18 protein-coding genes and 3 tRNA genes are annotated in these 22,674 nt (G+C 52.9%); 11 read left to right on the plus strand and 10 right to left on the minus strand.

All coding sequences use genetic code 11. The features are described 5' to 3' along the window. Positions 1-82: 82 nt before the first annotated feature. Positions 83-367: a YfcZ/YiiS family protein gene (locus FZF21_RS15030; RefSeq protein WP_017383455.1), complete on the minus strand. Its 285-nt coding sequence runs from the start codon at positions 365-367 to the stop codon at positions 83-85. A 372-nt stretch (positions 368-739) separates the two neighbouring features. Between FZF21_RS15030 and fadL the strand changes: the two genes are divergently transcribed. Continuing rightward, the gene (fadL, locus tag FZF21_RS15035; protein ID WP_017383456.1) at positions 740-2,023 is read left to right on the plus strand and encodes a long-chain fatty acid transporter FadL; all 1,284 of its coding nucleotides are present in this window, start codon (positions 740-742) and stop codon (positions 2,021-2,023) included. Between the two features lie 42 nt (positions 2,024-2,065). On the opposite strand, the gene mlaA is transcribed toward fadL, so the two are convergent. Then, entirely contained in the window at positions 2,066-2,818 is a 753-nt protein-coding gene (mlaA, locus tag FZF21_RS15040; RefSeq protein ID WP_003861365.1) for a phospholipid-binding lipoprotein MlaA, read from the minus strand. 314 nt (positions 2,819-3,132) lie between these two features. On the opposite strand from mlaA, the gene FZF21_RS15045 reads away from it, so the two are divergent. Next, entirely contained in the window at positions 3,133-4,062 is a 930-nt protein-coding gene (locus FZF21_RS15045; protein ID WP_015572241.1) for a formate/nitrite transporter family protein, read from the plus strand. Between the two features lie 75 nt (positions 4,063-4,137). Beyond that, a tRNA-Arg gene (locus FZF21_RS15050) sits at positions 4,138-4,209 on the plus strand. A 13-nt stretch (positions 4,210-4,222) separates the two neighbouring features. Here the strand turns inward: FZF21_RS15050 and FZF21_RS15055 are convergent. Continuing rightward, positions 4,223-5,602 carry a diguanylate cyclase gene (locus tag FZF21_RS15055; protein WP_045349114.1) on the minus strand — a complete coding sequence of 460 codons (1,380 nt, stop codon included), beginning with the start codon at positions 5,600-5,602 and terminating at the stop codon, positions 4,223-4,225. A 268-nt stretch (positions 5,603-5,870) separates the two neighbouring features. Between FZF21_RS15055 and lpxP the strand changes: the two genes are divergently transcribed. Further along, complete coding sequence (gene lpxP, locus FZF21_RS15060) at positions 5,871-6,791, plus strand: kdo(2)-lipid IV(A) palmitoleoyltransferase (RefSeq protein ID WP_026080619.1); 921 nt, start codon at positions 5,871-5,873, stop codon at positions 6,789-6,791. 359 nt (positions 6,792-7,150) lie between these two features. Beyond that, on the plus strand, positions 7,151-7,222 hold the full coding sequence (gene ypdK / locus FZF21_RS15065; RefSeq protein ID WP_099458937.1) for a membrane protein YpdK: 72 nt from the start codon (positions 7,151-7,153) through the stop codon (positions 7,220-7,222). 58 nt (positions 7,223-7,280) lie between these two features. Here the strand turns inward: ypdK and alaC are convergent, their stop codons facing one another. Then, positions 7,281-8,516 (minus strand): alanine transaminase, encoded by a 1,236-nt coding sequence (gene alaC, locus FZF21_RS15070; protein ID WP_023304168.1) that lies wholly within the window; start codon positions 8,514-8,516, stop codon positions 7,281-7,283. 386 nt (positions 8,517-8,902) lie between these two features. Here alaC and FZF21_RS15075 point away from each other — a divergent pair, with 386 nt between their 5' ends. Beyond that, positions 8,903-10,600, plus strand: a complete 1,698-nt coding sequence (locus FZF21_RS15075; RefSeq protein WP_045349116.1) for a sensor histidine kinase — start codon at positions 8,903-8,905, stop codon at positions 10,598-10,600. Positions 10,601-10,613: 13 nt separating this feature from the next. Continuing rightward, positions 10,614-11,345, plus strand: a complete 732-nt coding sequence (locus tag FZF21_RS15080) for a LytTR family DNA-binding domain-containing protein (protein WP_015572237.1) — start codon at positions 10,614-10,616, stop codon at positions 11,343-11,345. Between the two features lie 35 nt (positions 11,346-11,380). On the opposite strand, the gene glk is transcribed toward FZF21_RS15080, so the two are convergent. Then, positions 11,381-12,346: a glucokinase gene (gene glk / locus FZF21_RS15085; RefSeq protein ID WP_045349118.1), complete on the minus strand. Its 966-nt coding sequence runs from the start codon at positions 12,344-12,346 to the stop codon at positions 11,381-11,383. Between the two features lie 205 nt (positions 12,347-12,551). Between glk and FZF21_RS15090 the strand changes: the two genes are divergently transcribed. Continuing rightward, entirely contained in the window at positions 12,552-13,787 is a 1,236-nt protein-coding gene (locus FZF21_RS15090) for an ion channel protein (protein ID WP_032619299.1), read from the plus strand. On the opposite strand, the gene ipdC is transcribed toward FZF21_RS15090, so the two are convergent. Then, entirely contained in the window at positions 13,788-15,446 is a 1,659-nt protein-coding gene (ipdC, locus tag FZF21_RS15095) for an indolepyruvate decarboxylase (protein ID WP_017692977.1), read from the minus strand. Between the two features lie 186 nt (positions 15,447-15,632). Between ipdC and mgrA the strand changes: the two genes are divergently transcribed. Beyond that, positions 15,633-16,631, plus strand: a complete 999-nt coding sequence (gene mgrA, locus FZF21_RS15100) for an L-glyceraldehyde 3-phosphate reductase (RefSeq protein ID WP_015572234.1) — start codon at positions 15,633-15,635, stop codon at positions 16,629-16,631. A 126-nt stretch (positions 16,632-16,757) separates the two neighbouring features. Then, a complete protein-coding gene (locus FZF21_RS15105) occupies positions 16,758-17,105 on the plus strand; it encodes a DUF2502 domain-containing protein (protein ID WP_015572233.1) in 348 nt (115 codons plus the stop codon). A 33-nt stretch (positions 17,106-17,138) separates the two neighbouring features. Here the strand turns inward: FZF21_RS15105 and FZF21_RS15110 are convergent, their stop codons facing one another. Continuing rightward, positions 17,139-18,377 carry an Nramp family divalent metal transporter gene (locus FZF21_RS15110; RefSeq protein WP_149121258.1) on the minus strand — a complete coding sequence of 413 codons (1,239 nt, stop codon included), beginning with the start codon at positions 18,375-18,377 and terminating at the stop codon, positions 17,139-17,141. Positions 18,378-18,722: 345 nt separating this feature from the next. Between FZF21_RS15110 and nupC the strand changes: the two genes are divergently transcribed. Then, the gene (nupC, locus tag FZF21_RS15115; protein WP_003861341.1) at positions 18,723-19,910 is read left to right on the plus strand and encodes a nucleoside permease NupC; all 1,188 of its coding nucleotides are present in this window, start codon (positions 18,723-18,725) and stop codon (positions 19,908-19,910) included. A 46-nt stretch (positions 19,911-19,956) separates the two neighbouring features. Here the strand turns inward: nupC and FZF21_RS15120 are convergent, their stop codons facing one another. The 3 genes from FZF21_RS15120 to FZF21_RS15130 form a co-directional block, all read right to left on the minus strand. After that, positions 19,957-22,146: an EAL domain-containing protein gene (locus FZF21_RS15120; protein WP_149121257.1), complete on the minus strand. Its 2,190-nt coding sequence runs from the start codon at positions 22,144-22,146 to the stop codon at positions 19,957-19,959. Positions 22,147-22,358: 212 nt separating this feature from the next. Continuing rightward, a tRNA-Ala gene (locus FZF21_RS15125) sits at positions 22,359-22,434 on the minus strand. A 41-nt stretch (positions 22,435-22,475) separates the two neighbouring features. After that, positions 22,476-22,551 (minus strand) — tRNA-Ala (locus tag FZF21_RS15130). Between the last annotated feature and the right edge of the window lie 123 nt (positions 22,552-22,674).

The following is a 22,674-nucleotide window of genomic DNA, read 5'->3' on the forward strand; positions in this document are numbered from 1 at the left end:
GCAGAGGCATTTGGGAGATTTGTTGCCGGGTTGCGGCGTTGCCTTAACCGGCCTACACGATCATAGGCCCGTGCAAAAAGTATTAACGCAGGCCCAGCTGGAAGATCAGCGTTTCTGCTTCGCAGGCGAACACAAAGTCGATATCCAGCCGCACGCCGCCTTCCACTTCCGTGAAGGTGGATTTGATTTCACACGGATCGGATTCGACTTCACGCGCGCGCTGGCTCAGCGCGGCCAGCGTCTCTTCCGCTTCAGCGCGGTTAGGGAATACGCGGCTGTAAGAGGCGGTGCAATCGGTGTTGTCCATAATGGTGCCAACATCCATACAGCAGCAAACCGGGGTTTCATCAGCACTGCATTTACTCATAGCTCAATTTCCTCTGTATTCGCGCAGGGCGCGAGATAAACACGATGCGTCTATTTTACGCCCCCGAACGAGCCCCCTCCAGCCGTTAATGGCGCAAAATCGGATAAGTGAGCAATATCACACTAAAAAATGATCTAAAACAAAATTCCCCTTTTCAGAGGAATCGCACTGGTCACAATTTTGCCAACCAGATCTCGTTTCAAGAAACATATCTGAAAATATTAATAAACAAACTTGCAACATCCCAGCTGGTCAGACCTATACTCTCGCCACTGGTCTGATTTGTAAGTCATACCTCAGACCCTACACTTCGCGCTCCTGTTACGGTATGTAACAATTATTGAATAAAAATAACTCAATGAGGTTATGGTCATGAGCCAGAAAACCCTGTTCAAACAAACTGCTTTAGCAGTTGCAGTGGCAATCGTCTCAACGTCCGCCTGGTCAGCGGGCTTCCAGTTAAACGAATTTTCTTCCTCTGGCCTTGGCCGTGCGTATTCCGGGGAAGGTGCGATTGCCGATGACGCAGGCAACGCGAGTCGTAACCCGGCACTGATCATGATGTTTGATCGCCCTACCTTCTCTGCCGGTGCGGTTTACATCGATCCTGATGTCAACATTTCTGGCAAATCTCAGTTCACCGGCGCAGATCTGAAGGCGGATAACATTGCGCCGACCGCGTGGGTGCCTAACCTGCACTTTGTTGCGCCAATCAATGAACAGTTTGGTTGGGGTGCCTCTGTCACCTCTAACTATGGCCTGGCAACGGAGTTCAATAACAACTATCCGGCCGGGGAATACGGCGGTAAAACCGACCTGACGACCCTGAACCTCAACCTGAGCGGCGCATATCGTCTGAACGATAACTGGAGCTTTGGTCTGGGCTTTGATGCTGTCTACGCCGATGCAAAAATCGAGCGTTACTCCGGGGAGCAAACTGCTGCACTGCCGAAAAACAGCAATAAAATTGCCAGCCTGAAAGGTGATGAATGGGGTTACGGCTGGAACGCCGGTATCCTGTATGAACTGGATAAAAACAACCGCTGGGGTCTGACCTATCGCTCAGAAGTGAAAATTGATTTCGATGGCGATTACAAAAGCGGCATCCTGAGCCCAGTCAACGGTATGGTCCCAGGCGCGGGCACCACCATTCCATGGGGTACCTCGAATCAAACCGTACCGGGTTCACTGTCGCTGCATCTGCCAGAAATGTGGGAAGTGTCAGGTTATAACCGCGTTGCGCCGCAGTGGGCAATTCACTACAGCCTCGCGTATACCAGCTGGAGCCAGTTCGAGGAGCTTAAAGCCACCGGCAGCAACGGCCAGACGCTGTTCTATAAAGACGAAAGCTTCCACGATGCTTACCGTATCGCGCTTGGTACGACCTATTATATGGATGACAACTGGACGTTCCGTACCGGCGTGGCATTTGATGACAGCCCGGTACCGGCCGATAAACGTTCTATCTCCATTCCGGATCAGGACCGTTTCTGGGTGAGTGCGGGGGCAACCTACGCGTTCAACGAGAATGCCTCTATCGACGCGGGCGTGTCGTACATGCATGGCCAGAAGGTGACCTTCCAGGAAGGCCCGTACGAGTTTTCCTCTGAAGGTAAAGCCTGGCTGTTTGGTACCAACTTCAACTACGCGTTCTAATCCCAACACGATTAAAAAAGGTGAGCATTGCTCACCTTTTTTTTATTCCGAATCGATATCTTTTAATTCGTTCTCGATGGCTTTCGCGTTCGGATTATCTTCCGGCTTCAGCTTACCGCCGTTGGCAATAAAGTCATGGTTCTGGAAGTAGGCCTCGCGCACCATGATGTACGGATCGGAAGACTGACGCAGCAGACCATCAGAATCCAGCAGTTGCGCACGCGTTTCAATTCCTTCCACGGTCCATTTACCAATCGACAGCGGCCAGGTGAGCCATGACAGTACAGGATACAGCGTATCCACCATGTCGCCGCCATCATCACGCACGGTAAAGCTGCCGTAGAATGGCAGGTGCACATACGGACCATAACCTACGCCATAATGACCCAGCGTGCTGCCGAAACGGTGCGGCTGTTCACGCTGTAATTTCGGGTTCGCCATGCCTGCGACATCAATTAAGCCGCCCATACCCAGCAGGGAGTTCAGGAAGAAGCGGGTGAAATGCACCATCCCCTGATACGGGTCGCCCTGAAGGAAGTAGTTGACCATAACCGCTGGCTCTTCCAGGTTACTGGTAAAGTTGCTCAGCCCGTTACGCGCCGGCTGCGGAACATAGTCACGCCATGCCACGGCAACCGGACGAACCAGATATGGATCCAGCACATTATAGTTAAAGCTGTACATTGAACGGTTAAATCCTTCGAGAGGATCGGAGCGTCCCGTTTGCTCGCCAGAGCTGGCGCAGCCCACAAGCATTGTTACGCCCAGCGCAAGCGCCGACAGCCGAAGCTTCATAAATTTCTCCCTGTTCAATATGGCTATCGTTGAATGCCATCTGTGACGGAGCCGGTGATGCTCCGCCTGAAACGTGCAAGTGATTGTAACAGCACGCTTACCGATGTCTACGAGGACAATGTCGACCCGCTCGCGTCATCACGCTAATTTCAGCATAGCCTGTCTTTCGGAATTCGTTTCGCTGGCAATTTTATATTGGCTTTGAAAGAGATGTCTCACCTTTATTGCCATTTTCAGCAATTTAAGAGCATCCCCACGGGGAAAGCGCTAAAAGCCGCTACGCTTAAATGAGCAATTACCCCGAAGGAGCTGTTATGAAAGACATTAGCGAAGAGAAAATTGGTGAAAGCAAAGAGGAACATGAGATTGAAAGCGAGGAGAAAGACCGGGGAGAAGAGATAGAAGTCGATGAAGAGCGCCTGCCGTCGCGCGCCATGGCTATTCATGAGCATATTCGCCAGGACGGGGAAAAAGAGATGGAGCGCGACGCGATGGCCCTGCTGTGGTCAGCCATTGCAGCCGGTCTGTCGATGGGTGCCTCTCTGCTCGCCAAAGGGATATTTCACGTTCAGCTGGAAGGCGTACCGGGCGGGTTTTTGCTTGAAAATTTAGGCTACACGTTCGGCTTTATTATCGTCATTATGGCGCGACAGCAGCTTTTTACGGAGAATACCGTCACTGCCGTACTGCCCGTCATGCAAAATCCGACCCTCGGTAATTTCGGTTTACTGATGCGCCTGTGGAGCGTCGTGCTGCTGGGGAACCTGATCGGTACGGGCATAGCCGCCTGGGCATTCGAGTATATGCCAATATTTGATGAACCGACCCGCGACGCATTTGTGAAAATTGGCATGGATGTGATGAAAAACACGCCGGTTGAAATGTTCTCTAATGCCATAATTTCCGGCTGGATCATCGCCACTATGGTCTGGATGTTCCCGTCAGCGGGTAGCGCGAAAATCGTGGTAATTATCCTGATGACCTGGCTTATCGCACTCGCCGATACCACACACATTGTTGTCGGAACTGTTGAAATCCTTTATCTGGTATTTAACGGCACACTCCACTGGAGCGACTTTTTCTGGCCGTTCGCCCTGCCTACCCTCGCAGGCAACATTTGTGGCGGGACCTTTATCTTTGCGCTGCTGAGCCATGCGCAAATCCGTAACGACATGTCCAACAAGCGTAAGGCCGAGCTTAAGGCTCAGGAAAAAAAGGATAAAACTGCCGAAAAATCGGCGTGAACGGTGACTCTTTGACCAGTCAGGCGGCAATGCGCTTAACGAAAAGTGTAAATAACGCTATACTCTTGCCGCTTCGTCCCCTTAGTTAAATGGATATAACGAGCCCCTCCTAAGGGCTAGTTGCAGGTTCGATTCCTGCAGGGGACACTTCTGTCTTTCCTTACGCCCCCTTCCAAAGCTCCACGCAGTTTCGGCCACGCCGTTTCGCGCCGTATAAGGCTTCATCCGCCGCCTGAATCAATCGCTCGTAATCGGGATGCCCGTTGAACATCGCAACGCCTATCGAGAGGGAGAGCGGGATAATATCGCCGGTTGGGGAGTTAACCTTGATTTTTTCCACCCGCCTGCGGATACGCTCGGCAATTCGCAGCGCGTCCACCTCTGAGATTTCCGTTAGCACAATCAGAAATTCATCGCCGCCGTAGCGAAAAACGTAATCACAGGTTCGCACGTTGTCGTAGAACGCGCCGGAGACTTTTCGCAGGATCTCGTCCCCGGTATTGTGCCCCCAGGTATCGTTGATTTGTTTAAATTTGTCGACGTCAATCAGCAGCGTCGAGAGCTTTGTTCCCGCCCGGGTGGCGTGCAGGATTTCGCGTTTGAAGATGGTTGGCAGGAAACGGCGATTCAACAGGCGGGTCAGGACATCAACCCCCACCTCGTGTCGCGACACTTCGTCAAACAGTTCGCGCAAAAGCGTGATGATTTGCGAGAGGGTATTACGCATTCGCTGCAAGAATTTATCCCGCTGCGCTTTATCACTCAGACCCTGCCCTGCAAGACGGACCTCGTTAAAAAGGTCATCGAATTCATGAATCAGACGAGAGATATGACCGGCCTCAGCGATGCCGCTGAAATAGTGCCGACCTTTATGGCTAAACCACAGTCCAAATTCAGACTGCCCCAGCGGCAGACTGTTGCCGATACTGGAATTAAGCGTGATCTTATACAGAAGCACCATTTCCCATGACAGCAGCGCCGCGGTCTGTCTCTCCTTCTCCTCTTCTGCGTTCTCCATTAAGGAAAAGATGCGATAATTTTCGTCCTCTTTCGCCGCATTGTTCTCGCTAAATACATAGGCCCGCGACATCACTTCCATGGCCAGATCGATACTGTTTATCGCGTAGTGATAAATATGCAGCTTCACCTCAGGCGAATGGGCGCTGGTAGTAATGACAGGTAACAGCAGCTTTTTCAGAACACGGAAGCCCATTTCAACTAAATCAACCGAAATACCAATACGGGCATGAACATCCGCAGCGCGCTGCTGCGCCCGCATCTGCTCTTCAACCTGCTCCACACGGCATGAGAGCACATCAATAAGCCAGCGACGAAGCGCCTCCTGAAGCTGCCTCTCCACCTGTTCGGTGGTCAGGAATTCAGCTGCCGATGGATCTGCCAGCACAACACGATAGAATTCAGCGACCAGTGGCATTGCATTATCCCTGGCAAGCTCAGTCGCAAGCCGATGCACATCGGGATCGGTTTCATTAATCAGCTTCACCCACTCTTCTTTCACCGTTTGCAGGTAGGTTTCCATGGTCTGCACCTTCAGGAGACATGCGGGAACGCAGATTTAACAATAGCAAAATCAAACCACTCCGCAATTGCCGCTTTTTTAAACAAAAACGAGTGATAGCTCATAATGTATAACGGTGCTACATTATGCCGCCCACCCAAGTCAGCAATGGCCAGGCAACGTCGTAAAGAACGGTAAAGCCTGCAACCATGACCTCGTCCTACGGTCTCAATGGCACGTGGTATCGCGAAGTCTGCGCTACCTTCACAGGCTTCACATAGGTTCCACTATTTTGTCTCAATCCAAATTTCAGCGGGCGTTTCTGCACCCGCGCTACTGGTTTACATGGTTCGGCCTTGGCGTGCTTTGGCTGCTGGTTCAACTTCCATATCCCGTGATCCGTTTCCTGGGTTCTAAGCTCGGCAGCGCATCGCGTTACTTTCTTAAGCGCCGTGAATCCATTGCCCGAAAAAATCTCGAACTTTGCTTTCCGCATTACAATGCCCAGCAGCGCGAAACGCTGATTGCGGAAAACTTTAAATCTATCGGTATGGCGCTGCTTGAAACCGGTATGGCCTGGTTCTGGCCAGATGAGCGTGTCCGTAAATGGTTTGACGTGGAAGGCCTGGATAACCTGAAACGTGCCCAGATGCAAAACCGCGGCGTGATGGTTGTGGGTGTGCATTTTATGTCGCTTGAGCTGGGCGGCCGCGTTATGGGTCTTTGTCAGCCGATGATGGCAACCTATCGCCCGCATAACAGCGCGCTGATGGAATGGGTACAAACTCGGGGCCGCATGCGTTCAAATAAGGCGATGATCAGCCGTAACAATCTGCGCGGTATGGTTGGCGCCCTGAAAAAAGGGGAAGCCGTCTGGTTTGCCCCGGACCAGGACTACGGTCCTAAAGGCAGCAGTTTTGCCCCTTTCTTTGCGGTTAAAGATGTCGCTACGACGAACGGTACCTTTGTGATTTCACGTCTCTCAGGCGCCGCGATGTTGACGGTGACCATGGTCAGAAAAGCGGATAAGTCAGGCTATCGTCTGCATATCTCCCCAGAGATGGCGAACTATCCTGAAGATGAGAGTGAAGCCGCGACCTTTATCAATAAGGTGATTGAGTTTGAGATTATGCGTGCACCTGAGCAGTATCTGTGGATGCACCGCCGCTTTAAAACCCGTCCCCTGGGCGAAGCCTCACTCTATATCTGACCCCTGCCGAAGGTTAGTTTCGCTAAGAAACTAACCTTTTCAAACACCTGTAATCGCAGTGCGTAACGGCTTTTTTCGACCGTCGCTCAAAAGGCATTTATTGCGTACCGAAATCAAACTGTCGCCGTTCCACGACACTCGTAAGTGTAGGAAATTATTTAAAAAAATGCCTCTTGTCACTCCTGAAATTTAGGCGTACATTAGCGCCGTCTGGCGACAGGAAAGCACAGAATTCAGAGCTGAAGTTAGCGACGTCACGGGATAATTCCGATTTCCCCTTTCGCATGATTTCAACTCTCTATACTCAGTTGGACTCTGTTTTTTTAATGCGTACCGGAAGATACGCGGAGCGATGAAACGTGAAATATTTCTTTATGGGCATTTCGGTTATTGTTTTAGTTTGGGCCGGAACGTTTGCTCTGATGATCTAGTTAAGAAAATGCAGTCAAAAAAACAGGCGCCGTTGGCGCCTGTTTTTTTTGTTGTCCGTTACGACTCGGGTTGTTCCGCAACGCTCTTCGCTGCAAGCAGGCCATCCGCGCGGAACATGCTTTTAATGCCCCGCACTGCCTGACGGATACGGTCGCTGTTTTCAATCAGCGCGAAACGCACGTGCGTGTCACCGTAGTCACCAAAGCCAATGCCTGGAGAGACGCAAACCTTGGCGTCCTGAAGCAGTTTTTTGGCAAATTCCAGAGAACCCATCGCCGCATACGGCTCAGGGATTTTCGCCCAGACGTACATAGAGGCTTTTGGCATTTCCACCATCCAGCCTGCTTCATGAAGCCCTTTTACCAGCACATCACGGCGGCGTTTGTACTGAGCGGCAATATCGAGCACGCATTGCTGATCCCCTTCCAGCGCCGCGATGGCCGCGACCTGTAACGGCGTAAAGGTGCCATAGTCATGGTAGCTTTTAATACGCGCCAGGGCGCTCACCAGCGTTTTGTTTCCCACCATAAAACCAATTCGCCAGCCCGCCATGTTGTAGCTTTTCGACAGGGTGAAAAACTCAACCGCCACATCACGGGCACCCGGTACCTGCATAATTGACGGCGCTTTCCAGCCATCATAAACGATATCGGCGTAGGCGAGATCGTGTACCACCAGCACGTCGTAACGCTTAGCCAGCGCGACCACTCTCTCGAAGAATTCGAGTTCAACGCATTGTGCCGTTGGGTTTGACGGGAAACCGAGGATCATCATTTTCGGCTTCGGATAGCTTTCACGAATCGCCCGTTCCAGCTCGTTAAAGAAGTCGACGCCTTCCACCAGCGGGACAGAACGCACCTGCGCGCCGGCAATCACCGCCCCATAGATGTGAATGGGGTAGCTCGGATTCGGCACCAGTACGGTATCGCCGTGATCCAGCGTCGCCAGCATCAGGTGGGCCAGCCCCTCTTTGGAGCCAATGGTCACAATCGCTTCACTTTCAGGATCGATATCGACCTGATAACGATCCTGATACCAGCGGGAGATCGCCCGACGTAAGCGTGGAATGCCGCGTGAGGTGGAATACCCATGGGTATCAGGACGCTGCGCAACCGTGCAGAGTTTCTCAACGATATGCGGCGGCGTTGGTCCGTCAGGGTTACCCATACTGAAATCGATAATGTCTTCGCCGCGCCGACGCGCAGCCATTTTCAGTTCAGCAGTGATATTGAAAACATAAGGGGGGAGACGATCGATACGCGTAAAACGGCGTTCAGGACTGAATTCAGCCATAGATTCCTCAGAGTCACGTTAGCGCCCGGACCGTCCGAGCGACGCTGCCACCCGTGTGGCGTGCTTAGAAAATAACCTGAAGAAAAAGACGCTGTCGAGAGGATAACGGCAAAACAATATTTTGCGCTAAAACGGGAATGTGATTGCAGTGAAAAGCGGAACTCTTATCGCGAACAGGCAGTTTTAAGCGCTACGATTTAACACAATATTTTCAGTATCGTTACCTGACTTTTCTCCCCAAACGGAAAAGCACCGGCTTTCAGTCAAAAGCCAGCAATCCCCTTTGAGAATTATGGTTTTTCCCCATTTGATAAATCTGATGGATAGCTGGTCATCAGGCCCTATGTTTTCTATCATAGATTTTTCCCGTTTTCCCAGGCCTGACCGTGCACGAAATCTTCAATATGCTCCTGGCGGTGTTCGACCGCGCGGCATTAATGCTGATCTGTCTCTTTTTCCTTATCCGCATCCGCTTGTTCCGCGAACTGTTGCATAAATCTGCCCATTCGCCAAAAGAGCTGCTGGCCGTCACGTTTATCTTTTCGATGTTTGCCCTGTTCAGCACCTGGTCCGGGGTGCCGGTAGAAGGCTCGCTGGTGAACGTGCGCATCATCGCCGTCATGTCGGGCGGGATCCTCTTTGGTCCCTGGGTAGGGATTATCACAGGCATCATCGCCGGCACCCATCGATACCTGATTGATATTGGCGGCGTGACGGCAGTCCCCTGCTTTATCACCAGCATTATTGCCGGGCTGCTCTCGGGCTGGATTAACCGCAAAATCCCGAAAAAGCAGCACTGGCGTGCAGGGATTATCGCGGGGATGGTCTGCGAAACGCTGACCATGATCCTGGTCATCGTCTGGGCGCCAACCGTTGCGCTGGGGCTGGATATCGTCTCGAAGATCGGTATTCCTATGATCCTCGGGAGCGTCTGTATCGGTTTTATCGTGCTACTGGTGCAAAGCGTGGAGGGCGAAAAAGAGGCCAGCGCCGCGCGTCAGGCCAAGCTGGCGCTGGATATCGCCAACAAGACGCTGCCGCTTTTCCGACACGTTAACGCCGAATCTTTACGTCAGGTTTGCGATATCATCCGCCGTGATATTCACGCCGATGCGGTCGCCATCACCAATATTGACCACGTGCTGGCTTACGTTGGCGTCGGGGAGCACAATTATCGCGACAGCGACGATACCATCAGCCCGACCACCAGACAGGCGATTAACTACGGAAAAATCATCATTAAAAACAATGATGAAGCCCACCGGACGCCAGAGATCCACTCAATGCTGGTGATCCCGCTGTGGGAAAAAGGCGTGGTCACGGGGACGCTGAAAATTTACTACTGCCATGCGCACCAAATCACCTCCTCGCTCCAGGAGATGGCGATTGGCCTGTCGCAGATTATCTCCACTCAACTTGAGGTTTCGCGTGCAGAGCAGCTGCGCGAGATGGCAAATAAGGCAGAGCTGCGCGCCCTGCAAAGCAAGATCAATCCCCATTTCCTGTTTAACGCGCTGAACGCTATCTCCTCTTCCATCCGTCTGAATCCGGATACCGCGCGGCAGCTGATATTTAATCTGTCACGCTATCTGCGCTACAACATTGAGCTAAATGACGACGAGCAGATCGACATCAAAAAAGAGCTGTATCAAATCAAGGATTACATCGCCATCGAGCAGGCACGCTTTGGCGATAAGCTCACGGTCATTTACGATATTGATGAAGAGGTCAGCTGCGTGATCCCAAGCCTGCTGATCCAGCCTCTGGTGGAAAACGCCATTGTTCACGGTATTCAGCCGTGTAAAGGCAAAGGCGTAGTAACGATTAGCGTGACGGAAAGCGGTAACCGCGTGCGCATCGCCGTGCGCGATACCGGGCACGGCATCGATCTGAAAGTCATCGAGCGCGTCAAATCAAACGAAATGCCGGGCAACAAGATCGGACTGCTGAATGTGCATCACCGGGTCAAACTGCTGTACGGTGACGGGCTGCATATTCACCGTCTTGAGCCGGGCACCGAAATTGCCTTTTATGTTCCGAATGAGCGAACGCCCGTGAATGCCCCGATATCCTTGTTGCCGTAGGCCGGAGTAACAGATGAAAGTCATCATCGTAGAAGATGAATTTCTGGCTCAACAGGAGTTGAGCTGGCTTATCAAAACCCACAGCCAGATGGAGATTGTTGGCTGTTTTGAGGATGGTCTGGACGTGCTGAAATTTTTACAGCATAACCGGGTCGACGCGATATTCCTCGATATTAATATTCCGTCGCTGGACGGCGTCCTGCTGGCGCAAAATATCAATCAGTTCGCCCACAAGCCGTTTATTGTGTTTGTCACCGCGTGGAAAGAGCATGCCGTGGAAGCCTTCGAGCTTGAGGCGTTTGACTATATTCTGAAGCCGTACCAGGAGTCGCGTATTATCAGCATGCTGCATAAGCTGGAAGCCGCGTGGCAGCAGCAAGCATTACCCGCCAGTGCCAGCCCGGTAGCGCGGGAAAACGACACCATTAATCTGGTGAAGGACGAACGGATCATCGTCACGCCTGTCGACGATATTTACTATGCCGAAGCGCATGAAAAAATGACGTTTGTCTATACGCGGCGTGAATCCTACGTCATGGCGATGAACATCACCGAATTCTGCAATAAACTCCCGGCCGCTCACTTCTTCCGCTGCCACCGCTCGTTCTGCGTCAACCTGAACAAGATCCGCGAAATCGAACCCTGGTTTAATAACACCTATATTTTGCGGCTGAAGGATCTGGATTTTCAGGTGCCGGTAAGCCGCAGCAGGGTGAAAGAGTTCCGCCAGCTCATGCACCTGTAGCGCGTTCCCTCTCCCGCAGGAGAGGGGAATGAGCATCAGAGGATCTGACCCAGTACCTGACGCAGATGCGCCCCGGAGCCCAGTAAGCCTGGGTTGTCGTGGACAATCAGGTAAACAGGAATGTCCTGGACATAGCTCCTGAAGCGGCCTTTGTCTTCGAAGCCGCCACGGAAGCCGGAGGCGGTAAAGAAATCGAGGAAGCGCGGTACGATCCCGCCCGCAATATAGACCCCGCCAAAGGTGCCAAGGTTCAGCGCCAGGTTGCCGCCGAAACGCCCCATGATGACGCAGAACAGCGACAACGCGCGGCGGCAGTCAATACAGCTGTCGGCCAGCGCGCGTTCGGTCACATCTTTAGGTTGCAGATTTTCCGGCAGACGACCGTCTGATTTTACAATCGCCCGATACAGGTTCACCAGGCCCGGACCAGAAAGCACCCGCTCGGCCGACACATGACCGATCTCGGCGCGTAGCTCCTCAAGAATAATGCCCTCTTCTTCGCTGTTCGGCGCAAAATCCACGTGACCGCCTTCGCCCGGCAGGCTGACCCAGCGTTTGTCGACGTGGACCAGGTGCGCCACCCCCAGACCGGTTCCCGCGCCGTAAACGGCAATCGGTTTGCCTTCAACCGGGGCCGTACCGCCGAACTGAATCAGATGCTCTGGTTTAAGCATTGGGATAGCCATGGAAACCGCAGTGAAGTCGTTGATAATTTCAAGGTGCGAGAAGCCGAGGTTTTTCCGCATTTCGGCAATTGAGAAGGCCCACGTGTGGTTGGTCATCGCCACCCAGTCGCCGGTGATCGGACAGGCGATAGCGATACAACCGTCTTCAACGCTCACTTTATGCTCTTCCAGATAGACGCGAACCACCGCTTCCAGGCTTGGGGAATCCAGCCCTGAATAGGTTTTCGCCTGAGAAATTTCACCGCTGTTCACATCGCACAGGGCAAGGCGCGCGTTGGTGCCGCCTACATCACCTACCAAAGCATACTTTGTCATTCTTCTACTGCTCCGCTAAAGTCAGAATAAATCTTTGGGACACTGTAAATTCAAGGCGTGATAACAACAACGACCAGAAGGTGACTGCCCATGGATTATCGATCTTCGTCACATTATAACTTTACCGTTTCAGCACCTTTTGCACTATTGCCACAATGCTGATTGTGCAAAGTAACGTTAAGCCGTTTTGTACAAGGAAATCATCATGCTCCATCCGCGAGCCAGAACCATGCTGTTATTGGCTGTCCCGGCGCTGATTATTGGCGTGGCGTCGAGCCTGGTGCTCATCGTCGTCATGAAAGTGGCGGCGGTGCTGCAAACGATTTTATGGACCGCGCTTCCGGTAAAACTCGGCATCAGCATTGACTCGCCGGGCTGGATCATGATGATGCTGACCCTGACCGGGATTGCCGTAGGGCTGGTGATCCGCTATAGCCCGGGTCATGCCGGGCCGGACCCGGCACTGGAACCCTTGATTGGCGCGCCTGTCTCTCCCTCTGCTCTGCCGGGGCTTATTATCGCGCTGATTATCGGTCTTGCGGGCGGCGTAAGCCTCGGGCCTGAACATCCCATTATGGCGGTTAATATCGCGCTGGCGGTCTTTCTGGGGGCGCGTCTTTTCCCGCGCGTTGGCGCGCTGGACTGGACGATCCTGGCGTCAGCAGGCACCATCGGGGCGCTGTTTGGCACTCCGGTCGCGGCTGCGCTCATTTTTTCGCAAACCCTCAGCAGTGATCATGAAGTACCGCTGTGGGATAAACTCTTCGCGCCGCTAATGGCCGCCGCTGCGGGAGCCCTCACCACCAGCCTGTTTTTCCATCCCCATTTTTCACTCACCATCCCCCACTACGGCCAGATGCAACTCACCGATATTTTCAGCGGTGCCGTCGTCGTCGCGATCGCCATTGCGCTGGGGATGGTCGCGGTGTGGTGTCTCCCTCGCCTGCATCGCCTGATGCACAGGCTGAAGCATCCGGTGCTGATTCTGGGCATGGGGGGTTTTATTCTGGGCGTTTTAGGCGCCATCGGCGGGACGGTTACGCTGTTTAAGGGTCTGGACGAGATGCAGCAGCTGGCCTTCAGCCAGGTCTTTAGCGTCTCCGATTATCTGCTGTTCGCGCTGGTAAAACTGGCGGCGCTGGTGGTCGCTGCGGCCTGTGGTTTCCGGGGAGGTCGAATCTTCCCGGCGGTATTTGTTGGCGTCGCGCTGGGGCTGATGCTGCATGAGCACGTTGACGCTGTCCCTGCGGCGATTACCGTCTCCTGTTCCATTCTGGGGCTGGTACTGGTGGTCACGCGCGATGCGTGGCTGAGCCTGTTTATGGCGGCCGTTGTCGTGCCGGATACCACGCTTCTGCCGCTGCTCTGTATCGTGATGTTGCCCGCCTGGCTCCTGCTGGCGGGCAAACCGATGCTGATGGGATGGCGAAACGACAGGTAATCAGGCGTTATTGCGCGCCTCCAGCGCTTTGGTCAGCGCGCTCAGCAGCGGCGGAATATCGGCTTTCGGCAGCATCACCTCGATCAGCGAAAGCCGCTCATGGTGTGCCACTTTATCCAGCACCTCCGCCAGCGCTTCCGCTTCGCTGACGCGCCAGCACTCTGCCTGAGGCGCCAGGCTCAGCGCCTGCGGGATCTGCGTCCAGTTCCAGAGGGCAATGTCGTTATAGCGCTGCTCCGGCCCGTGGATGGCCCTTTCCACCGTGTATCCTTCGTTGTTAAGCACCAGAATAATCGGGCGCTGCTTGTCGCGCAGCATCGATCCCAGCTCCTGAATGGTCAACTGCGCGGCGCCGTCACCCGTCAGGACAATCACGCGTCGGTTCGGACACGCCGTTTGCGCGCCAAACGCTGCCGCCAGCGTGTAGCCAATCGATCCCCACAGCGGCTGGACGATAAAGTTCACGTCCGCCGGTAAACGCAGATCGATAGCGCCGAAAGCAGACGTTCCCTGGTCAGCCAGAATAATGTCTCCGGGGCGGATAAACGTTTGCAGGGTACGCCAGAAGCTCTCCTGAGTCAGCGCCCCTTCGATAGTCGGGAACGAAAAGCCGCTGTGATCCAATGGCGCTCGCGTATCACGAACATAGGTTTTACACAGCGCTGTCAGCGTTTCAATGGCCTCCCTCATCGGGATACCCGTAAACCAGACGTCGCCGACGCGGGACGCGTGTGGCTGAACCTCTATCGTCTGGTCTGGCGTCAGCTGGTGGGTAAACCCGGCAGTGAGCGTATCGGTAAAGCGCGTGCCAATACACAGCACCGTATCAGCCCCCTCGATGGCCTCTTTGACCGGCGCGGCGCTCGCCGATCCGCTGTAGGTGCCGTAAAAACCGCTCTGTCGTTCGTCAAAAATGCCCTTGCCCATCAGCATGGTGGCGTGTGCCATCGGCACCTCTTTCACCCACGTCTGAAGGGCCGTGCGCAGACCATGGCGGAGTACGAGGAAGTCCGCTAACAGCGCGGTGCGTTTGCTCGTGGACAAGCGCTTTTCGGCAGCCTCACGGAACGCCTGCAAGCAGGCTGAATCAGCCGGTGCGGGGTTAACAGTGAGAGCGCTTACAGGGGGCGTAGCGGCTTTTTTCGCCACATCAGCGGGCAGCATCAGGTAGCCCGGACGGCGCTCCCGCAGCATAGTGGTCAGGACTCTGTCAATTTCATAGCAGGCGTTTTGTTCGGTAAGTACCGCCTGTGCAACGGTGATGGGTTCGCTCATATGATAGAAATGGCGGAACTCGCCGTCGCCCAACGTATGGTGCAATAACTCTCCTCGCTGCTGCGCCGCCATACCCGGGGCCCCCACAATATGGAGGACGGGAACATGTTCGGCAAAGCTGCCCGCCACACCATTCATGGCGCTTAACTCCCCAACGCCGAATGTCGTCAGGAGCGCGGCAAAGCCCTTACAGCGGGCATAGCCGTCTGCGGCGTAAGACGCATTCAGTTCGTTGGCACAGCCCACCCAGCAGATGTCCGGGCTGTCTATCACGTGATCGAGAAATTGCAGGTTATAGTCGCCCGGCACGCCAAACAGATGATCGGCACCACAATCTGTTAGTCGGTCCAGCAGGTAATCGGCGACGCAATAGGGGGTACGCATATTATAAGTGTCCTTCTGACGTTGACCTCACTCTGAGTATTAAATAAGCGTGAAGCGTGTCCAGAATTGGCGATAATCAGGGTCTGGAAAGAATGCTTTACGAAAAAAGCTGAGCTATGCTCATTTTCTTCAGGTTAGTGTAAACGTATACACTGATGTTTCTTTCCAGCGCCAGAGGTCTCGTCAATGGGTTATCAGCCTGACAAAAATCGTTATCAGACAATGCAATATCGCCGCTGTGGACAAAGCGGCCTTAAGCTTCCCGCCATCTCGCTGGGGCTTTGGCATAATTTTGGCGACGCGACGTTACTCGAAAACAGCCGTCAACTTTTACAGCGTGCTTTCGATTTGGGTATTACGCATTTTGACCTTGCCAATAATTACGGCCCGCCTCCTGGTTCGGCCGAACGTAATTTCGGGCGCATTTTGCAGGAGGATTTCCTGCCCTGGCGCGATGAGCTGATCATCTCCACTAAAGCGGGCTACACCATGTGGGACGGGCCTTACGGTGACTGGGGCTCACGTAAATATCTGATCGCCAGCCTGGACCAGAGCCTCAGGCGTATGGGGCTGGAGTATGTCGATATTTTCTATCACCACCGCCCGGATCCACAAACGCCGCTACGTGAAACCATGAAAGCGCTTGACCATGTGGTGCGTCAGGGCAAGGCGCTGTACATCGGTCTGTCCAACTACCCGGCAGAAGTGGCAAGGCAGGCGATTGAAATACTGGAGGATCTGGGCACGCCATGTCTGATCCACCAGCCGAAGTACTCCATGTTTGAACGTGCGCCTGAAGAGGGGTTGCTGGACGTGTTGCAGCATAAAGGGGTGGGATGTATCCCCTTCTCCCCCCTGGCGGGCGGACAGTTGACCGATCGCTATCTGAACGGTATCCCGGCGGATTCTCGCGCAGCAAGCGGCAGTAAGTTCCTTAACCCGGAGCAGATCACCGACAGAAAGCTGGAAAAGGTACGCAAGCTGAATGCGCTGGCGGAAAACCGGGGGCAAAAGCTTTCGCAAATGGCACTGGCCTGGATCCTGCGCCACGATGCGGTGACATCCGTGCTCATCGGCGCAAGCAAGACCGGACAAATTGAAGATGCAGCAGGCGTGCTTGAGAATTGTCGGTTCACGGCAGAAGAGCTGAAGACGATAGATACGATCCTGTCCAGTTCAGATTAAAAACACTTTTAGCAAAAAGTGCTCTCGTTCATGATTTAGGAGTTGAGGCGATGAAACGAATGTTTACCAACTCGTAAAATTGCGTTAACAGGTCGCACAGCGGCCCCGATCGTGAAGGAGAAGAGTATGTTCAGGTCACTGATTCTTGCAGCGGTATTACTGGCTTCGGCCCCGCTGGTCGCCAGTGCGGGCGAAATCACCCTGTTGCCATCGATTAAATTACAAATTGGCGATCGTGATGACTACGGCAGATACTGGGACGGTGGCTACTGGCGCGACCGTGACTACTGGCATCGCCATTATGAATGGCGTCAAAACCGCTGGTGGAAACACGATAACGGCTATCACCGTGGCTGGGATAAGCGTAAGGCTTACGAACGCGGCTACCGCGAAGGCTGGAACGATCGTGACGACCGCCGTGGCGGCTGGGGTCATGGAAAAGGCAGAGGCCACGGTCACGGCCATCACCATTAACAACAAAAAGGAGCCTTCCGGCTCCTTTTTCTTTTACAGGCCTGCGGCTGTGCCTATCAGCAACCACAAGTTTAACGCCACCACCACGACCACAATGGCCCACCCGGCGCGCTTCACCCACGTCGAATTCTCCAGTTCGCCCATCAGCGATTTATTACTGGTGAAGATCAGCAGTGGCACCAGCGCCAGCGCAATCCCGAAACTTAGCAGTACCTGACTCATCACCAGAATGCGGGTCGGATCCAGCCCCATCAGGATCACAACAAAGGAAGGCAGCATCGTGACCGAGCGGCGAACCCACACCGGAATATGGAAACGTACGAACCCCTGCATCACCACCTGCCCGGCCAGTGTCCCCACAACCGTAGATGAAAGACCCGCAGCAACCAGGCTTAAACCAAAAATAGTGGCAGCGGCATGACTCAGCAACGGCTCCAGCGTCAGATAAGCCTGGTCGAGATCGGCAACCCCGGTATGCCCGTTAAAGTGGAACGCGGCGGCGGCGGTCGCCATCATCGCCAGATTCACAAATCCGGCAATGGTCATCGCGATAGTCACATCCCATTTCGAGGCGGAGTAGCGCTCTTTACTCGTCCCGCCATGCAGATTCTGGGTTAATGAAGAGTGCAGATAAATGACGTGCGGCATGATGGTCGCCCCCAGCACCCCGGCAGCCAGAAAAACGGCTTCAGAAGTGGGTAACGACGGGATCACCATCCCTTTCGTCAGCTGCGCCAGATTCGGCTGGGAGAAAATCAGCTCAACAATATAGGCGGCAGCGACGAACAGCAGCAGGCCGCCGATGACTTTCTCCAGCGGTTTTTGCCCCCGCCGCTGGAGCATCAGAATCAGGAAAGTGGCGATACCGGTCAGCACCGCCCCCTGAAGCAGGGAGACGCCCAGGATAAGCTTAAAGCCGATCGCCGCCCCGATAAACTCGGCGAGATCGGTGGCCATGGCGATAATTTCCGCCTGAACCCAGTAAAACCAAACTGCCGGACGTGGATAATGATCGCGGATTTGCTCCGCCAGGTTTTTTCCGGTAGCAATACCCAGCTTCGCGGAGAGCATCTGAATCAGCATCGCCATCAGATTGGCCCAGACCACAACCCACAGCAGTTTATAGCCGAAACTGGCCCCGGCCTGAATGTTGGTCGCAAAATTACCCGGATCGATGTAGCCAATCGCGGCAATGAATGCCGGTCCCATTAATGCGAACCGCAGCTTGCGTGCCGCTCTGCTGCTGCTACTCTCTACGCGACTATTCGTCATTTCTGCCTCTGGAAATATAGCCTTTGCTATGTTTTATGCTATCAAAATGAGAATGATTATCAAGTTCATTTGTAACGGTTAACATGATTTCTCTGATAGTCAGGAACGATAGACAGGCAGGTGGAGCAAGGTCACAGAATGTGAAAATGCGCAGACATTTGTGAAGCGTAGCACACAAACTTAACTTTTCACTCATTTACCTAACATAACAAAAATGTCTTGTTGATCACTATTTTTGAGACTCGTCACAGGATGTAACTATAGTGTGGGCTTGATCTCGTTTTCTTTGTGCTTGTTACATAGAATGTGCACGGAAATTAAACCTGCCTCATATTTGGAGCAAATATGGACCGCGTCCTTCATTTTGTCCTGGCACTCGTTGTCGTTACTGCACTTGCATTGCTGGTCAGCACAGACCGCAAAAAAATTCGTATTCGCTATGTTGTCCAACTGCTGGTCATTGAAGTTTTACTTGCGTGGTTCTTCCTGAACTCCAACGTAGGCCTGGGCTTCGTGAAAGGCTTCTCCGAAATGTTCGAAAAACTGCTCGGATTTGCCAACGAAGGGACAAACTTCGTCTTTGGCAGCATGAACGATCAGGGTCTGGCCTTCTTCTTCCTGAAGGTGCTCTGCCCTATCGTCTTCATCTCTGCCCTGATCGGTATCCTTCAGCACATCCGCGTTCTGCCGGTGGTTATCCGTGCGATCGGCTTCCTGTTATCGAAAGTTAACGGCATGGGCAAACTGGAATCCTTTAACGCAGTCAGCTCGCTGATCCTGGGTCAGTCTGAGAACTTCATTGCGTATAAAGATATTCTCGGCAAGATGTCCCGTAACCGCATGTACACCATGGCGGCAACCGCAATGTCTACCGTTTCCATGTCTATCGTGGGCGCGTATATGACCATGCTGGAACCAAAATACGTAGTTGCGGCGCTGGTTCTGAACATGTTCAGCACCTTTATCGTGCTTTCGCTGATTAACCCGTACCGTGTGGATGCCAGCGAAGAGAACATTCAGATGTCAAACCTGCACGAGGGACAGAGCTTCTTCGAAATGCTGGGTGAATACATTCTGGCGGGTTTCAAGGTTGCAATTATCGTCGCCGCGATGCTGATTGGCTTTATCGCGCTGATCGCTGCGCTGAACGCCCTGTTTGCGGCCGTACTCGGTATCTCCTTCCAGGGTATTCTGGGCTACATCTTCTACCCGGTTGCCTGGGTGATGGGCGTGCCCGCTCACGAAGCGTTGCAGGTGGGCAGTATCATGGCAACGAAACTGGTTTCCAATGAGTTCGTGGCGATGATGGATCTCCAGAAGATTGCCAGCACGCTCTCCCCACGTGCGGAAGGGATCCTGTCCGTCTTCCTGGTCTCCTTCGCGAACTTCTCTTCCATCGGTATTATCGCTGGTGCGATTAAAGGCCTGAACGAAGAGCAAGGTAATGTCGTTTCTCGCTTTGGCCTGAAGCTGGTTTACGGTTCAACACTGGTGAGCGTCCTGTCTGCCTCTATCGCAGCACTGGTTCTGTAATTCATACCGTGCAATAAAAACCGGGAGCCATCGCTCCCGGTTTTTTTTATGCCTCCAGCGCCGTCAGGGGCAGTGGTTTACCAATCAAATAGCCCTGCAAATAGTCCACGCCGAATCGCAGCAACATCTCGCGTTGTTCAGCCGATTCCACATATTCAGCCACCACACAAAGCGATTTCGTTTTGGCCATGTTGCAAATGGACTGCACGATCATCGCATCCATGCTGTCGGTGCAGATATCTTTCACGAAGCAGCCATCGATCTTAATGATATCGGCCTCCAGCCGCTTCAGGCGCTCAAAGTTGGCATAGCCGGTACCAAAGTCATCAATAGCAATGCGGAAGCCGTAATCCCGCAGCTGCTGGATATTGTTGATACTGCTTCCCGAGTCAGAGAAAGCCTGTTCCTCGGTGATCTCAATGACGATATCTTGCGGCGCAATGGCGTAGCGTTCAAAAAGCGCGATGATCTCAGCCGCAATCTCATCTTGCATCAGCGTCAGCGGCATCAGATTGACGGAGAACCGCGTTCCGGCCCGTTCGGACGGATGGCTGCGCATCCACTTCAGCAATTTTTCCATCACGTTCAGGTCAAATCGGTGGCTCAGGTTAAACTGAGCAATCAGCGGAATAAAGCGATCAGGCGTGATGATCTCCCCCTCGCTTTCAAGCCTTGAGAGGATTTCAAAGTACCCTTCCCCACGCGCGTTATGGATTGGCTGGGCGTAAAGGTGAAGCCCACCGATATCAAGGGCGCGTTTTATGCGGGCCAGCATCAGCACTCTGTCCGTCGTCTGACCGGAGACATCATCCAGACTGTTGGTTAACGCCAGGACGTTGTGCCCGGCACAGGACTGCTCGGAGAGCCAGCTCAGCTGACCCAGCGTGTGATGCAGGCTTTCTCCATCCGGCACTTCACCCCAGGAGGCGCCAAACTCGATGTCGAGCTCAGTCTTGTTCCAGATAATCTTACGGCTGTTCAGATGATCAACCATATATTGCAGACGTTCAGCCGTGCCCGGACCCAGCAAGACCACTACCAGCTCACTGCCCGGCAACTGGAAGAGCTTCTCGTCTTTTTGCAATAACGGTTGCAGCGACGCGGTTATCATCTTTTTACAATGTACACGCATGAGGATGCCGTAGTGACGGCTCAGGAATTCGAGATTATCCAGGCGCAGGCAGCAGACTTTGGCCTCGGGATGGTGCTGTAAAAACACTTCCAGCGCACGAATGTTAGGCAGACCGGTGAGCGGATCGGTAAGCGCCCTCTCCTGCCACCCCTGTTTCAGCCATTCACTTTTCTGGTAGATCCGCGACATGTAAAGCAGGCAGATGGCGAAAGAGATAAGCACCGACAGGATAAAGGAGAGCGAGTGGCCCGATTCAACGCCATTAAGAAAATTATAATTATAGGTCAACAGCATGAGCGCCGAGGCCGCCCAGAATAAAGAGATGAGCGCATAGCTCAGACGACCAATCCCCAGGGTGAAAAGAATGAAAACGATTGGCATCAAATAACCCGCAATAAACTGCGACTCAAAAGGCGCGCATAAAATAGCGATCATCGAGATCAACAGCATCAGCCACACAACGATAAATAACGCTTTTTTGTGACAAAAGAGGGGCTTCACGCTCCGCCGCCAGAATGTTCGGGCATAGCGAGGATTAATAATCATTCTTAACGGATAATAGAACATCATGGTGAAAATCAGGGCGGCACAAATCAGACTCTGAATATCGATAACGTTATAAATTGCAGAGCCTTCGCCGAAATAGGAGGAGATTGTCACCGGGAAATCAAATAAATATCCCGCCAGATACATCGATAATTTGATGCCCACAGGCACCATAAATCCGAGCCAGAAAATACGTATGCCAATGTACTTATTCGGTATGCTGTGTCGCCAGCGCTTGCCCAGCACCAGACGGATGACGCCACAGGCGGCGAAGACGGTAAACGTCTGACAACATGATAATACGGCATATTGTAGTGGTGCTAAATCAAGATTATAAATATTAGTAATACTAAAACTTAACAGCAAAGGAATGATTGCCCGTCGTCCAAATAACAACACGATGGCGAGCATGGCACTTAAGGGCAACCACGCCAGATAAACATCATTTTCGCTGACGATGGCCCGTGGAGAGATATAACGAGAAAAAGGAATCGCAATCAGGCTTAGCGCCAGGGCAATCATAAATATCTTTACATTATTGTAAATTTTTCTATTCATTAATCCGGATAATCTATTTTACCATCGTCTCATTGACCGCATGGATAATAGGTTTATTAATAACACGAATCAAGTTCAGGTCTATTTATAGACTTGTTTATTGATTTGGATTGAGGTGAGGTGTAGAAAACGACGTTAATTGCAACAAAAACAGTCTAAAATATTTTACAAGATATAAAAAAACCCCCGTCTTGCGACGAGGGTTTAAATTTTGGTGGAGCTAAGCGGGATCGAACCGCTGACCTCTTGCATGCCATGCAAGCGCTCTCCCAGCTGAGCTATAGCCCCACATGTTACTTTACCTACCGCACTCTGTTGGGTTCAGAGTTTGGTGGAGCTAAGCGGGATCGAACCGCTGACCTCCTGCATGCCATGCAGGCGCTCTCCCAGCTGAGCTATAGCCCCGTCGTAAAGCTGTCATGTTGACGGGCGGCATAATATGAATTCCGCCGCAGAGTGTCAACGGCAAATTCAGCCTCCGCCTTTCAATCGCCGAAAAATCATGCAAATGAATCACTTTGCGAGCCT

Origin of the sequence: Enterobacter sp. LU1, from assembly GCF_008271405.2 — a bacterium.
GTDB classification, from domain to species: domain Bacteria; phylum Pseudomonadota; class Gammaproteobacteria; order Enterobacterales; family Enterobacteriaceae; genus Enterobacter; species Enterobacter hormaechei_C.